The organism is Rhizobium anhuiense, assembly GCF_003985145.1.
In the GTDB taxonomy this organism is placed as follows: Bacteria; Pseudomonadota; Alphaproteobacteria; order Rhizobiales; family Rhizobiaceae; genus Rhizobium; species Rhizobium anhuiense.
Genome location: NZ_ML133529.1, coordinates 55,176 through 69,987, shown reverse-complemented (window position 1 = coordinate 69,987; position 14,812 = coordinate 55,176). Strand labels below are relative to the sequence as shown.

Sequence of the window (14,812 nt, the reverse complement as noted above, 5' to 3'; positions counted from 1 at the left end):
TCTTGCTCTCAACGGCAGCTGCTATATAATTGACTGACGCATTAGTCAATGAAACTTTGTGCCGCAGGGGACGAGCCGCGCACGACACGGGAGGCAAGGAAAAAAATGACAACTCCGAAGAAACTCACACGCGCGGAACAGAAAGCGCTGCGGCCCATCCAGATCCTGGATGCGGCCTTCGAAGAATTCGTCAGAAGCGGTTTTTCGGGCACGCGTGTGGAAGACATCGCCGAAAGGGTCAACGTCACCAAAGGCACGGTCTATGTCTACTTCGAGACGAAGGAGAAGCTTTTCGAAGCGATGATCCACCATTTCTCCGTGCCGTTTCAGGAGTTGCTGGAGACGGCCGAGGGCCTCAGCGGCAGCGCTACCGACAGGCTGCTTTCCATTCTCGGCCTGCTTTACGAGCAAATTGCCGAGGATCGCACGACCCGCGAATTGACGCGGCTCGTCATATCCGAAGGGCAGCGGTTTCCCGACCTGATCGACCGCCACCATGATGAGTTCATTGCGCCGATCATCGCCAAGGTCGACGGCCTCATTCTGGAGGGCGTGGCGTCGGGGGAATTTCGGGCAATTCCGGTGGAATTCTCCGACATCGTGGTCGCACCCATCCTGACGACGACGGTTCTCAGGCTTATATTCGACGACCGCCGCGAGCCGCCCCCCAACAAGGAGGCCTTCCTGCGGGCCTATTTCGACCTGCTGCTGCACGGCCTGCTGGCCAAGCCTCACTGATCACAGAATGACGAAAAATACCGCGCAAAGCGCATAGCTTTTCTCAAGTTTTTATGTGAAAACATCGAGTTAGCGATGCCTTCGAAGGCATAGCCTCAATTCGTGACGGAAAAAGTGGAACGCAAAGTCAATCTCAAGGATGTCGCGCGCGATGCCGACGTGTCGCTGAGCACGGCCTCGCACGCGCTGAACGGAACCGCGCCGCTGACGATCGAGGTGCGCGAGAGGGTTCTCGACTCGGCCAAACGCCTGGGTTACCTCGACCGCCGGAGGAAGAAGGCGACGATCGCGGCCTTGCGCGTTCTGCTGCTTGCCATTCCCGACGACGCCGCGCCGCAGAGCGATCTCAACCTGGTGAGCTGGACGATCCTCAACGGCCTTCGACGGGAGTGCGAGCGCCGCGGCATCAGGATCGTGCCTTTCGTCAGCACCGGCCGACGCATCGACGGCGCTCAGGTCAGGCAGATCGCGCTCACGGAGCGCGCCGACGGCATCGTGATCCTGAACGACGATCAGCCGGAACTGATCCGAAGCCTCGCCTTCCCCGACATGCCCGTCGTCCTCGTTAACGGCGAGGATCCAGCCATGCTGGTCGATACGGTCACGCCCGAAAACCGTTTCGGCGCGCGGCTCGGCATCGAGCACCTGCTGGGGCTCGGGCATCGCCGCATCCTGCACCTGACCTGGAAGGGCCGCACCACGATCCAGCGCCGGTATGACGGCTTTTCCGATGCCTATCTCGCCGCTCAGCTTCCCGTGCCGGAGGATATGATCGTCGAGGCCGAAGGATATGAGCCGAGGCATGGCGAGGCTGCCATCAACGCGCTGCTCGACCGCGATCCCACGATGAAAGGAGCGACGGCCGTCTTCTGCGCCGCCGACAATCTGGCGCTCGGCTGTTTGAAGGCCTTGGCCGATCGCGACATCCGTGTGCCCGAAGCGATTTCCGTCCTCGGCTTCGACGACATCGTCCCCGGCGAATTCAGCCGTCCGCCGCTTTCGACGATCAGCGTTCCCACCGACAGGCTCGGCGCCGCCGCTTTGGCGCTCATCGAGCAGCGGCTGATCGCCAACGACCCGCAGCGGCCGGCCCATCGCCTGGAGCTCGGATGCCATCTCGTCTTGAGGGGTAGCGTCGCGCCGCCGCGCTAATGTCTAGTTCCGGGCACTAGGCTGAATTCCCGGCATTTTCGTAAAACGGAATTGGAGAGATCCAGGCGATCACGTGCGAACCTCTGTGCCTAGGCGACGGTGCGTGTCGCTCGAAAAATGGCCGGCCGCCTTGGGGGCCTCGCACAACAAAGACCGAAGCGCGCCGCATGAAACAAGTTCAATGCGACGCGCTTCAGTCGGGAGGAAGACGCAGTATGGGTTCTCCGACGGGGCGAGGAGATCTTTCTCCCCGCCTTGCCGTTCACTTCATCCCTGTTCCGGCAATGCCTGTGGTGATGTACTTCTGCAGGAACAGGAAGACGACCGTGACAGGCAGCAGGCTGAGGAACGTCATTGCCAGGATATAATGCCACTGCACAGAGAACTCGCCCTGGAACGCGTTCAGACCGACCTGCAGCGTGAAATTCTCGCGGCTGTTGAGGACGATGAGCGGCCAGAGGAAATCGTTCCAGCGCCAGAGCACGGAAAAGATCGCCAGCACCGCCAGTGCCGGCGCCGTCAGCGGCAGGATGATACGCCAGAAGATGCAGAATTCGCTCGCCGCATCGACGCGCGCCGCCTCTATCAGCTCATCGGGTATGGTCAGCATATATTGCCGCAGCAGGAAGACGGCGGTCGGAGAGGCGACCGTCGGCAGGATGACGCCCCAGAGATTATCGGCGAGCCCGACCCCGACGATAACGAGATAGGCCGGCACCATGACGACGGCGAGCGGGATCATCAGGGTTGAAATGATGATGACGAAGACCGCGGTGTCGCCTGCAAATTTGTATTTCGACAGGGCAAAGGCCGCCATGGCGTTGACGATCAGCGTCAGCAGCGTTGCGACGAAGGTGACGAAGACCGAATTCTTGAGGAAGGTCAGGAAGTTGAAGCGCGTCAGCGGATCGGTGTAATTTTCCGTGGCGACCGTCAGCTTCTGCACCGGCGTCAGCCCCTTCACGTCGACGCTGACGGGCTGTCCCGGATTTGCGGGGTCGACCATCTGGGCCTTGAGGCCGATGCGCCGGACCATGGCCATTTCGCGCTGTTGGCCGTCAACGGTGACCTGCCAGAGGCTGAGCGGCTTGTCGAAGCCGGGTACGGTCTGCTCCACGGCGGCCCGGGGAAGCAGGGTCGGTGGAAACCGGGTAATTTCGGCCGCCGGCTTCAGCGAGGAGAGGCCCGCCCAGAGGACGGGAACCAGCACCACGAAGGTTCCGCCGATCAGCCAGACCCATGACAATATGTCGGTTATATCGATGCGTCCGGCCCGGCGGGTGCGCGTGAGAAAACTGATCGGATTCATACGGCTGTTCATCTCAGGACTCCATTCGCTTGCCGATGCGCAGCTGTATGAGGGTGAGGACCAGAAGCACCAGCCCCATCAGAACCGATGCGGCGGATGCGAGACCGAAGAGACGGAGATCGCTGCCGAATGCCATCTGGTAGATATATTGCACGATGAAGCTGTTGGCCGTGCCGGGACCGCCGCCATTGGTCAAAACCCAGGCCTCGTCGAAGATCTGGACCGATTTGATCATCAAAAGAATGAACACGACCAAGAGATTCGGGGCCAGCAGGGGAAGCGTGATCCTGAAAAGCGTGCGGCGCGGTGAAGCAGCATCGATGGAGGCAGCCTCGTAAAGCTCCTTCGGAATAGCCTGAAGGCCGGCGAGCAGGATGAGGGTATAAAAACCCATGTGAAACCAGACCGAGACCACGACGACGAAGAAGCGTGACCAGCCGACGTCGAGCAGGAAGATCTCAGGGGGAACGCCGATCATCTGGAAGAAGGCGTTCAGGAGCCCGTTGCGATCGAGGAACCATTTCCAGATGAGGCCGATGACGACGGGAGACAGCAGAACGGGATAGAAAAACATCGCCCGGAAGAAGCCGCGCGCGACAATCGCCCGATTGAGGATCAGTGCCGTGATCAGCGCCACCAGCAAGGTGGCGACGACATTGAGGGCCACGAACCAGAGCGTGTTCCACACAGCCGTCCAGAACAGCGATTCCTGGCAGGTTCCCGGCTGCAGATAATTGCCGCAGGAAAGCAGTGTGCGGAAATTATCCAGGCCGACGAAGGGCCGCTCCGAGACGAAAAGGTTCGTGCCGCCGGTGAAGGCGTAACCGATCGCGATCGCGATGGGAAGGAACGTGAAAATGGCGAACAGAACGAGGTTCGGCGCCAGGAACAGCCATGGCATGCGTTTGCGGCCGAAGATGCGCTCGACCACATTCATCGGGGCTTCGACCACCCGCATCGCCGTTTCGCCTGCCTGGGACAGCAATGCACCTGCCTTGAGCGCCGCCATGTTCAGCGCCTCCCCTGTCCGGGCCGCCGGGCAAAAGCCAGGCCACTTTCGGGATCGAACAGGTGAACCCGTCCCGGGGCGGCGTCGATCAGGATGTGATCACCCGGCGCCGGCGCGAAATGGCCGGCCTCATGAATGATGATTTGCTCATCCTGGCCTGCAAGGTTGCCGTAGACATAGGTTTCTGTGCCGAGGCCCTCGTGATACTGGACGATGAACGGCAGACCTTGCTCGCCGGAGCGTGAAAAATGCGCGGGCCGGATGCCGGCGAGAACGGCCTGCCCGACCGCAATCCCCGCAGGATCGACATCGCTGACGATTTTGCCGCCGTTGCCGACATCGATCGCGACGCCGTTTTCGCCGATGCCTGATACCTTGCCCTTGATGATGTTCATGCGCGGCGAACCGAGGAAGCCGGCGACGAACAGATTGCGTGGGCTATCGAACAGGTCCAGCGGCGCGCCGACCTGCTCGACCCGCCCGGCGCGCAGCACGACGATCTTGTCGGCCATCGTCATCGCCTCGACCTGGTCATGGGTGACATAGATCATCGTCGTCTTGATGTCGCGGTGGAGCTTGGTGATCTCGGCGCGGGTCTGGACGCGCAAGGCGGCGTCGAGATTCGACAAAGGCTCGTCGAAGAGGAAAATGTCCGGTTCGCGCACGATGGCCCTGCCGATCGCCACGCGCTGACGCTGGCCGCCCGAAAGCTGCTTCGGACGCCGGTCCAGATAGGGTTCGATCGCCAGCATCCTGGCGGCTTCGGCAATCCGCGCCTCGATCTCGGCGCGCTTGAACTTCAGGTTCTCCAGGCCGAAAGCGAGGTTCTTGCGAACGCTCATATGCGGATAGAGCGCATAGGACTGGAAGACCATCGCGATCTTGCGCTCGGCCGGCGAGAGCGCGCTGACGTCGCGGCTCCCGATCGCGATTGCGCCCGTCGTGACCTCTTCGAGACCGGCGATGACGCGCAGCAGGGTCGACTTGCCGCATCCCGACGGACCGACGAAGACGACGAACTCGCCGTCCTTGATATCGAGCTCGACGTCATGCAGGACTTTGACAGAGCCATACGACTTGTTGACGTTGGAAAGTTTCAGTTCTGCCATGCCCCACTCCCATCAGGTGCCACCGTTTCGAAGACGGCGTCGTTTTTGTTCCAGCCTTGCGGCAGCGGTGTCGGTCTTGTGATCCGCACCTCGTTCATCAAGATCCCGGTGACATCAGCCACGTAGACGGCCGGCATTCCTCCCGGATAATTCTCAAGGCCGATCACCCGCCCGTCCGACCCGCGGGTCCAGGCATTGGCGCGGCCGCCGCCATCGGCTTTCGGGGAAAGGTCGGCGTTCGTCGGGCGCAGGTCGTAGGACCGCGCCGTGCCGAGTTGCCCGGGCTGCTGGTCGATGGCGATACGCGCCAGTGATGCGTTCCGGATGCCGGCCGACGAGGTCGAAATGACCGTGATCGCCCCCTCCATCCGGCCGGTGATATCCTCGACGATGAGATTTTCGATGGCGCCCGCCGTGCGCTCCGCGATGCGGTCGACCACATTGACGGTCAGCGCCTCGCCTGAGCCCCAGAAACCATCGGGGGTCTCGCGGCATTCCACCGCAATTCGCGAAAACCTCACATTCGATATCCGGCCGCCATCGCGGGAAAATATGCCGAGCGCCCTGTTGGAGGATGCGACGTTGCAATCCTCGAACACGACGTTGGTGACGTCGCCATGGGTTTCCGTGCCTATCTTCAGCGCACAGCTGAGGCTCTGAACGGAGCAGCGGCGGACAAGAATGTTTTCGCATCGTCCGATGGCGACACGATCGGGGCCGATGCTCGTCTTCAGGCATACGCCGTCGTCGGCCGTCGATATCCGGCAGTCCTCGATCACGGCGCCGCGGCAGGCATCCAGCACGATACCATCCGTGTTGGGAAGGCGACGGTCGTTGTCGATGGTTACGTTGCTGACGACCACATCGGTGCAGTTGACGAAATGCAGCGTCCACATCGGCGAGCGGCTAATATGGACAGAGCTGATCTCGACCTCGTCGCAGCCCTCGAATACTACGACGCGCGGACGAAACTCGGCCGGAATGAAGGTTCCGACTGTCTCGTCGTCTCCCACAATGAAGCTGTCGCAACCGGCTTCGATGCGCCCCGCCCCCGTCAGGCTGATCCGCCGTGCATCCCTAGCGACGATCATGCCGCGGTCCGACTTTTCGGCGATCACCGAAACACTCGTATGCGCATAGGCCTCGTAATCCGCAACGGGACGCAGGATCGCGCCGGCGGCCAGATGAAGGTCGACATCGGATCTGAGCTGGAGCCCCCGGCAGACATGGATGCCGGCCATGAGCTCCACGCGTCCGCCGCCCGAAGCCGACAGGCCGTCGATGGCCGCCTGCAGGCGGACCGTATCGTCGTCCTCCGCCGGCTCGATCGCGACAAGAGACACGGGGCTCATTGGCGATCGCCGTTCTCGAGGACGACTTCCGTCAGCAACAGCATGGTCAGCGCCTGGCCGTAAGGCGTCGGCACGTTCGGGATGCGCCTGTAGAAATCGAGGTCATGCCCCATCGGCGTGCCGTCCGAGACGCCGTGGACCACACCTTCCTCGTCTATCTGCGCCAGCACTGCCGCAAGCGCCCGCTCCGCGTAGGCCTTGTCGCTATCGTCGAGAATGCCGGCATCGACGGCGCGCAATATGCCATAGGCAATGCCTGCCGTGGCCGAGGTTTCCAGCGGCGAGGACGGGTCGTCCAGAAGCGTCGTGAACATCCCGTCCGGCCGCTGGCATTCCTTCAGCGAGCGCACCTGGCTGACGAGGACGTTCGACAGAAAACGCCGGTCCTTCTCGCCGAGCGTCGGAACGAGATCGAAGAGCTCGGGGATGGCAACGGTGATCCAGGCATTGCCGCGCGCCCAGAAGGCATTGGCGAAATTGTGCCGCCCGTTGAAGGTCCAGCCGTGATACCAGAGGCCGCTGACCGGATCGGAGAGGTAGCGGGTGTGGATCACGAACTGATAGACGGCCTCGTCGATCCAGTCGCTGCGTTCGCAGAGCACGCCGGCCCGGGCGAGAAACAGGCAGGCCATGAAAAGCGTGTCGTCCCACAATTCGCCGTCGTTGAGGCGCTCCTTGACGACGTGCTGAAAACCGCCGTCTTCGGTCTTCGGCAATTCCTTGACGAGCCATTCGGCCCAGTCCTCGACAAGAGCGCGAAAATCGGGACGGTCGACATGCTGGACGAGGATCGCAAGCGGCAGCATCGGCGCCGTGCTGTTGATCTGGCGCGGCGGCAGGCCGCGTTCGATCTGGCCGGCATACCAGGCAACAAGCTCCTGCAGCGCTTTCTGGTCATCGGTGGCAATGGCGCGCCGCAGGAAACCGTAAAGACCGACGCCGACTTCCCAGTCCCATTCGTCGAACTGGATTCCCGAGGCGGAATTTCCGGTCACGAGACCTTCCTTGATGCCCTTGAGCCGGCTGAAAGCCGTTGCAACGCGATCGATCGTCGTCAGGAGAGCGGCGTTATCGACAGATGTTGTGTTCATGCTTGGAGACCTATGTTTCAGGAGTAGAACGGCCCGTCAGTGCCGGCCCCGGAGGCTGCACTGTCGTGGGTGAGGATCGGGTGTGGCTGATCGTACGTGAACGGCCTCGCCTTGCCGGCGATCGAAAGACCGTCGGCATAGGACAGGCAGAGCGCCGGGCCGCCCGGCGGCGTCAACGCGAGCCGCCGAAGCCCGGGATCGAAGGAAACCGTCGTCTGGCACAGGCGTTCGATGAACGCCTTGAAGGCATCGCCGCTGCCGCATCCGACGACGGCCGCCCAGCCGCAAAGCGGCCCGTAGGAGCGCGCCTCGCGGCCGGCGGTCGGGCCGTCGGTGATCAGCTCCAGGCCGTTCGACGCCCAGAGGGCGGCAAATCCCCTGCCCGATCGCGCAATCAGCCACTTGTCTTCGGTGATGAGATCGTCCAGGCCGTCGCGACCGATATAGGCATGCGTCCATCCGTGCCGCGCATCGCTTGTGTCCTCGATCAGCAGGGCGACGTCACGATGCTGGGCAACGCGCGGCAGAATGCCGTTGCCGGCCCAATAGGACGGCCTCTGATTGCCCCAGGGATCGTCCTCGCCGGGATGGTTGACCCAGAGCCTCGCCATGGGGTGGCCGGCGAGCCGGATGTCGAGCACATGCTGCTGATGGCCCTTCTGGCCGGTCTTGTGATCGACGACGGTCGAAAGCTGCGCCGCCTCGTTTTTGAACAGCACGAGTTTTCCGCTCTCGAGCCCCTGGCTGTAACGCGCCTCGACGCTTCTGGTCCTGGCAAGCGACGCAAGCTCGGCGAGATCGGCCGGCGGCTCGTAGCCGCCGGCGCAGAACATGGTCAATGCCGCCACGCCATTGTTCAGCCAGCCGGTTCCGAAGGCGACCTGGGCGAAAGGTGCAAGCTCTGTCAGCGGGCCGGCGCGCAGTTCCTTGTCGTAGGCGCGGCCCTGCGATCCGGCCGGAACGCCTGCGAGCGTGTGAAGGGCGATCATGCGGAAGATGAGATCGATCTGGCCGCGGGCGCGCTCCGAAATCGCCGTCTCGGCCCAGCGCTCCAGCGCCAGCAGGCCGATGAAGTCGATCGGGTAATAGGCCGCCGAGTTCCACTCCGCCAATCCGTGGGCTTCGACGCTGTCGAACCAGCGCGCGAGGCGCGCGCGGCCAAGTTCCGCCTGCTGCCGGCCCGTCCTGCCCGAGGCTGAAAACACCTCGTCGGGCAGAAGAAGTCCGGCCAGCAGCTGGCTCGTGTGAAAGCAGAGCACATGGTTCTCGCTCCAGAACCACATCGCATCGTTGCCCGGCTCGTCGACCCAGTAACGATAAGAGAGAACGGAATGCCGGATGCGATCGACCACCGCCGCCGGCATCCGGTCGGCATAGGCGCCGAGCAGCCACAACAGTGGCACCATGATGAAATCCGAGCAATCCTCCCGCGCATCGATGGAGACGAGCGTTGCGTCGATGATGCGGTCGAAGCTTTCCTGGTCGTGGTGACCGGTTTCCATCATCGCAATGAGACGCCCGACGCGGTTGGCGCCGAAGCGGGCGCTGTATTCCAGCGCCTGCCGCTTGCGGGCAGAAAGCGATGCCTCGGCCGGCAACGGCGAAATGCAGCTCATGAAGGCGGCATCGATGACGCGGGTGACCGAGCCCGTACCGGAACCGATCGTCATGTGGATGCCGTGATAACCATCTGCGATGCCAGAGACATTCTCGGCGACCAGACGGTTCTGATGAGCATGCAGGGTCAGTTTCGAATGCGCGAGAACGGGCCGCTCGTGACCATGGCCGATGACCTTGAGCTCTACAGGCAGGTCGCGCTCCGGCGCCGTGTCGAAGATGATCTCCAGCGGCTGGTTGACGAAGACGTCGCGGGCCGGGCGAACGCCGCGCACAAGGGCTTCCAGCTCGCGAACCTCATCCTGGTCCAGCGATACCGGCAACAGCACGCAGAGCGGCTCCTCATCCAGCAGCTCTAGCTCGAAAAACCACGTCGTGTCGCGCTCGGCCAGGTCTTCGGTGTGAACGAGAATGTGGTTGTCGCCGGCTTCGAGCGTCAGCCTGATGTCGGTTGCGCTCTCGACATTACGCTTGAAGGGTTCGAAGCGCACCGCCTCCTGTCCGTTGACCCATATGCGAACGCCGCCGCAGGTCTTCAGTCTGAGATTGAGCGTTCGCGCCGTCTCGGTCCTGAACGTGCCCTTCAGCCATCGCCTGAGATGCGTCGGCACATGCCAGAAGCCGGTGAACTCGACGCGGCGGTTCGAACCGGGAAGATAGAGGCTCTCGGTCGGCCAGGACGTGTCGGGCGAGAGCGGCCGCCCCACCATGGTGGACCAGAAGGCTTTGCGGCAAGGCAGGTCGCCGACATCGACGAAACCGTTGATGAAACGATAGTTTACGCGGTCTTCGGCCGACGCCGGCTCGCCCGGAAAATAGCTGGCGATGAGGCCGGATACCGCCCATGCCGTTACCGTCTGGCCCGCGGCCACGCCATATGCTGGCGCCATATCGTCCGGCCGCTTGATGCATTCCGTTTTCACAGACCGCCTCCTCCGCAATCCTATGAAAATATTTTCATTAGGTCATTTGGGCGCGTCGTTTTTGAAAAATGCTCAAAAACATCGCTATTGCCTCAGAAAATAGCTTGACGGGACGAATGTCAAGTATATGAAATTCATTTATCGATGGCTGACGCCGCGATTGATGAAAATGTTTTCATGGGAGGATGAAAATGAAAACCTATCTCTCAGGAGCCCTCGCACTGGCGCTGGCTACCGTTTCTTTCGCATGGGCCGGCGCGGCCATGGCGGAAACCAAGACGATCACCTTTCTGTTTACCGACGACGACCAGGCTTACGTCGAGCGGATGGAAGCGCTGAGCAAGGAATTCGAGACGGCGCATCCCGATGTCAAGGTCAACTTCGTCTCGTCGGGCTATGATGCGGTCGCCAAGCAGCTGCCGGTGCAGCTCGCCGTCGGCGAAGGTCCTGACATCGCCAAGATCACCGACTGGCAGCTTGCGCCCTACTACCTCGACATGCGTCCCTACATGAAAGACCCGGACGGCTTTGCCAAGCTGCACGGCGACAGCCTGAACACGCTTCGCTTCCCCGGCGTCAACGATCCGAAGTCGATCAACGGCTATATCGCCTCGCAGACCTTCAACCTGCCCTTCGTCAACAAGACGCTCTTCGAACAGGCCGGCGAACCGCTTCCGAAGCCCACCGCCACGCTGAAGGACATCGTCGAAGCCTCGGCGCGCGTCGCCAAGGCGACCGGCGCCCAGATCCCCTTCACGATGGATCGCTCGGGCCATCGCTTTTCCGGCGCGGCATTCTCCTACGGCTCGAACTACGTCAAGGACGGCAAGTTCTTCTTCCCCGACGATGCCGCCAAGCGTTATGTCACGGATCTCTACGGCTGGACGAAGGACGGCTCCTTCCCCAAGGAAATGTGGGGCGCTGCCGGCGGAACCCAGTACAAGAACATGGGCGACGAATTCGTCAACGGCAACGTCGTGACCTATCTCGCCGGCAACTGGATGGTCAATCCGTTCCAGAAGAAGATCGGCGACGCCTTCGACTGGACGGCGATCAGCGCCCCGTGCGGCGATGCCGGCTGTTATGCAATGCCGGGCGGCACCGCGATCGTCGGCTTCAAGCGCACCAAGTATCCGGAAGCCGTGGCGGCGTTCATCGAGTTCCTCGGCTCCGAAAAGGTCCAGCGTGAAATCGCCGAAAACTACGTCATCCTGACGGGCGCCGACATCAAGGACCCGCAGTACAAGCTCGAGAGCAAGAATGCTAAGGACGCCATGGCCGTCTTCCTCGGAAGCCGCAATAGCGTGCCGCAGGCAGCCCGGGACCTGGAACGTCTCAAGGGATCCTCCGCCATCTATCAGCTGATCGTCCAGAGGATGAGCCAGCTGATCGTCGGCGAGCTTTCCCTCGACGAGACCTTCAAGGCAATGAGTGCCGACGTCGACAAGGTCAACGGGGCGCTCGCCGCCAAGTAACCCGGTCACGCGTTGTCCCGCAAAATGCGCGCATGCAGCAGCCACGGCCTCGCAACAGGGCCGTGGCTTTTCATTTTCCCTACGGACACTTCGACCTGTTTCGAATTGTCGACGGCCTGAACCACGCTACGTCTGCCTTCAAAGTGTTGCAGCGTCCCTTGCGCGTCTGAAAAGACGCACGGCGCCGTACTGGAAAGGCAGCGTCATGCACTCAATCGAACAAGGCACCCAGGCTTACTCGCAGCTGAAGCCGGCCGCTCTCGCCATTCTTTGCCTCGGCGTGATCGTAGCGCAGGTCGATACATCGGTCGTCAATCTGGCGGTTCAGCCGATAGGGCTCGATCTCAGGGCCTCCGTCACCGAGCTGCAGTGGGTCGTCGACGCCTACAATCTCGTTTACGCCGCACTTCTCATCAGCGGCGGCCTGTTCGCCGATCTTTACGGCCGCCGCCTGATGTTCGTGATCGGCTGCGCTGTTTTTGCCCTGGCGAGCCTTGGCTGCGCTTTCACCTCGACCATCGCGGTCCTCATTGCGGCGAGGGCCCTGACCGGCTTCGGCTCTGCCCTCCTCCTGCCCGCTTCTCTTTCGCTGATCCGGGTCATCTACCGGGATGAGAAGGTCCGTGCCCGGGCGCTCGGAATCTGGGCCGGCTGCAATGGAATGTCGCTGGCGATCGGTCCGAGCCTCGGCGGCCTCCTCATCCGTGATTTCGGCTGGCGATCCGTCTTCTTCGTCGTCATTCCCATCGCGCTGATCGCGGCGGCGGCAGCACGGTTTTTCGTTCCGGAAAGTGCCGATCGGCAAGGCCGGTCCTTCGACATGCCGGGGCAATTGCTGGGGATCGTATCTCTCACCGTGTTGACCCTCGCCGCAATCGAATCATCGCATCTGCCGCCCTTATGGATGGCACTCATGGCAATCGCCGGCGCGCTGCTTCTGCTGCTTTTCATCATCGTCGAGAAGCGCCTGGAGCAGAAGGCTCTGGTTCCGATCTCGATGTTTTCGGGCAGGCAGTTCCGCGGTGCCATGGCCGGAACGGCCGCAATGACTTTCGGCATGTACGGCACGCTTTTTCTTTTTCCGCTCGCCTCCCTCGGCCTCGGACGCCTGGCCTCGGTGGAGGTCGGACTGTCGCTGCTGCCGATGGCTCTCAGCTTCATCGCGATCTCACCCTTCTCCGGCTCGATTTCGGAACACCTTGGGAAGAACCGCACCATATCTGCTGGACTGGCGCTGATGGGTTTGGGCAACCTCCTGCTCGGCTCATCCTTTCTGGCCGACTGGCTCATCGCCGAAGAGATCGGATTGTTGGTAACCGGGATCGGGATGAGCATGGCGACGGGGCCTCTGACGGCGGTTGCGGTTTCGACCGTCACCGCCGATCGCGCCGGCACGGCCAGCGCCCTGATCAATGTTGCCCGCATGGTCGGGGCGACGATAGGCGTCGCTTTGCTCGGGGCGATCTTCGCCTTCCTGGGGGAGGCGGAAACTGCCTTTATCGTCGCGATGACGGCAGGCGGCAGCGCGCAGCTGCTTGGAAGCTTTATCGCCTGGCGCTTGCTTTGAACGCGCGGCCGGATGTCGCGGTCATGCGCAGCCTCCGCATCCGTCGGCGAAGGTCTCGTGACACGAGCCCCGCGAGAGGCTATAGGCGTTGTCGGTCTGCGCCAGCCTGCGGGTCCGTTAATTCACAAGTGCCGGCAACCCGGTTACGTCCGGCGACCCAGCGACTGCCTACCGTATAGAGGTGCATTTCCATGCCGATGGGCTCCGAGCATCCGCTGCGAAGGGAACTTCACAACGAGCTGCACGCGCGGCCGTCGCTTTATTTCGACGGCGACACCGATGTCTGGCACGTCGCCATCGTCGGCGAGAATGCTCCTCCTTCAATCCCAGTCTCGCTGCCGGGGCTGGAAGATGTCTCCACGACTCGCGAGGGTAACCACGGCATCGGCCGTTTCGGCGACGGCCGGCTGAAGTGGGAGGCCCATACCGAGTTCCTGACGCTGACCTTCGTCGTTCCGGCATCGGCCGAACCCGGCAGCCAGCCGCCGGAAGCCTTTCAGGCCTGCTGCCGCCAGATCGACGGAAAGATCATTGCAGCCGTTCGGGTGCTGGTGCGGGACGAGAAGGACGGACAGCGTCCGGAAAAACCGAAACTCGACTATGTCGCCTCTCAGGTCGGCGGCGGCGATGCGGAAGTGCATTCGAACTTCCGGCTGACCGACAGCGGTTTCGTCGAATTCCTGTTCTTCAACCGCAACCTCAACGCCTATCGCACCGGCCGCATGGTCAGGCGTTTCCTGGAGATCGAGACATACCGGATGATGGCGCTGCTGGCATTGCCGATGGCGCGCGAGACGGTCTCGAAGCTCTCCGTCTTCGACCGGCGCCTCGACTTGCTGATCGCGCATATGCAGAGTGCGATCAAGGTCGACAAGGCGCTGCTTTCCGAGGTGACCAGGCTCTCGTCGGATGTTCTCAACTTCTCGGCGCTGGCCCGCCACCGCTTCGGAGCGACGAAAGCCTATGCCGAAATTGTCGCGAGCAGAGTGTCGGAGCTTCGCGAGGCACGCGTCGAGCAGCGCCAGAGGCTCGGCACCTTCATCGACCGGCGCTTTCAACCGGCCGTCCGCTCGGTCGAAGCCGCCGAGCGCCGGCTCGACGAACTCGCCGAACGTGTGAGCCTGGCTGGAGACCTTCTCAGGACGACCGTGCAGGTCCAGCTCGAGGATCAGAACGCGTCGTTGCTGACGTCGATGGAAGAGCGGGCGCGCATCCAGGTGCATATCCAGCAGGCGGTCGAAGGCTTCTCCGTCATCGCCATCACCTACTACACCGTCGGGCTGGCGAAGATCTGCCTGGAAAGCATTTCAGAACTGGGTGTCGATCCGCATGTGGCGAAGCTCGCCGTACTCGGCGCCATCCCGCTCGTGCTCTTCGCCGTCTGGACGGCGGTCCGTCATGTTCGCAAGAGCATTGCCGGCGTACCACACGGTCCGGCACCCGGGAGCCACTGACGCGACCGCCGCCCTT

The 14,812-nt window shown here is 62.3% G+C and carries 11 protein-coding genes; 5 read left to right on the top strand and 6 right to left on the bottom strand.

Going from position 1 to position 14,812, the window contains the following annotated elements:
• The first annotated feature begins 105 nt into the window (after positions 1–105).
• Positions 106–738 (top strand): TetR/AcrR family transcriptional regulator, encoded by a 633-nt coding sequence (locus tag EEQ99_RS21525; protein WP_047618973.1) that lies wholly within the window; start codon positions 106–108, stop codon positions 736–738.
• Between the two features lie 102 nt (positions 739–840).
• On the top strand, positions 841–1,890 hold the full coding sequence (locus tag EEQ99_RS21520) for a LacI family DNA-binding transcriptional regulator (RefSeq protein ID WP_244604831.1): 1,050 nt from the start codon (positions 841–843) through the stop codon (positions 1,888–1,890).
• Between the two features lie 262 nt (positions 1,891–2,152).
• Here EEQ99_RS21520 and EEQ99_RS21515 read toward each other — a convergent pair whose 3' ends face one another.
• The 6 genes from EEQ99_RS21515 to EEQ99_RS21490 are packed head-to-tail and all read right to left on the bottom strand — an operon-like array spanning position 2,153 to position 10,300.
• On the bottom strand, positions 2,153–3,199 hold the full coding sequence (locus EEQ99_RS21515) for a carbohydrate ABC transporter permease (protein ID WP_174824483.1): 1,047 nt from the start codon (positions 3,197–3,199) through the stop codon (positions 2,153–2,155).
• Between the two features lie 13 nt (positions 3,200–3,212).
• Positions 3,213–4,208, bottom strand: coding sequence for a carbohydrate ABC transporter permease (locus EEQ99_RS21510; RefSeq protein ID WP_063473552.1), 996 nt, complete (start codon positions 4,206–4,208; stop codon positions 3,213–3,215).
• A gap of 2 nt (positions 4,209–4,210) precedes the next feature.
• Entirely contained in the window at positions 4,211–5,317 is a 1,107-nt protein-coding gene (locus EEQ99_RS21505; protein WP_047618858.1) for an ABC transporter ATP-binding protein, read from the bottom strand.
• Positions 5,305–6,669 carry a polygalacturonase PglB gene (gene pglB, locus EEQ99_RS21500; RefSeq protein WP_097543734.1) on the bottom strand — a complete coding sequence of 455 codons (1,365 nt, stop codon included), beginning with the start codon at positions 6,667–6,669 and terminating at the stop codon, positions 5,305–5,307. Before pglB ends, EEQ99_RS21505 begins: the two co-directional genes overlap by 13 nt.
• Positions 6,666–7,760, bottom strand: a complete 1,095-nt coding sequence (gene bglB, locus EEQ99_RS21495; RefSeq protein WP_029867880.1) for a beta-galactosidase BglB — start codon at positions 7,758–7,760, stop codon at positions 6,666–6,668. The genes pglB and bglB overlap by 4 nt, the downstream gene beginning before the upstream one ends.
• 17 nt (positions 7,761–7,777) lie before the next feature.
• Positions 7,778–10,300, bottom strand: a complete 2,523-nt coding sequence (locus EEQ99_RS21490) for a hypothetical protein (protein ID WP_127431077.1) — start codon at positions 10,298–10,300, stop codon at positions 7,778–7,780.
• 191 nt (positions 10,301–10,491) lie between these two features.
• Between EEQ99_RS21490 and EEQ99_RS21485 the strand changes: the two genes are divergently transcribed.
• The 3 genes from EEQ99_RS21485 (at position 10,492) to EEQ99_RS21475 (ending at position 14,796) form a co-directional block, all read left to right on the top strand.
• Positions 10,492–11,775: an ABC transporter substrate-binding protein gene (locus EEQ99_RS21485; RefSeq protein ID WP_029867882.1), complete on the top strand. Its 1,284-nt coding sequence runs from the start codon at positions 10,492–10,494 to the stop codon at positions 11,773–11,775.
• Positions 11,776–11,980: 205 nt separating this feature from the next.
• Positions 11,981–13,342, top strand: a complete 1,362-nt coding sequence (locus EEQ99_RS21480; RefSeq protein ID WP_127431076.1) for an MFS transporter — start codon at positions 11,981–11,983, stop codon at positions 13,340–13,342.
• A 191-nt stretch (positions 13,343–13,533) separates the two neighbouring features.
• Positions 13,534–14,796 (top strand): DUF3422 domain-containing protein, encoded by a 1,263-nt coding sequence (locus tag EEQ99_RS21475; protein ID WP_127431075.1) that lies wholly within the window; start codon positions 13,534–13,536, stop codon positions 14,794–14,796.
• Positions 14,797–14,812 lie beyond the last annotated feature (16 nt).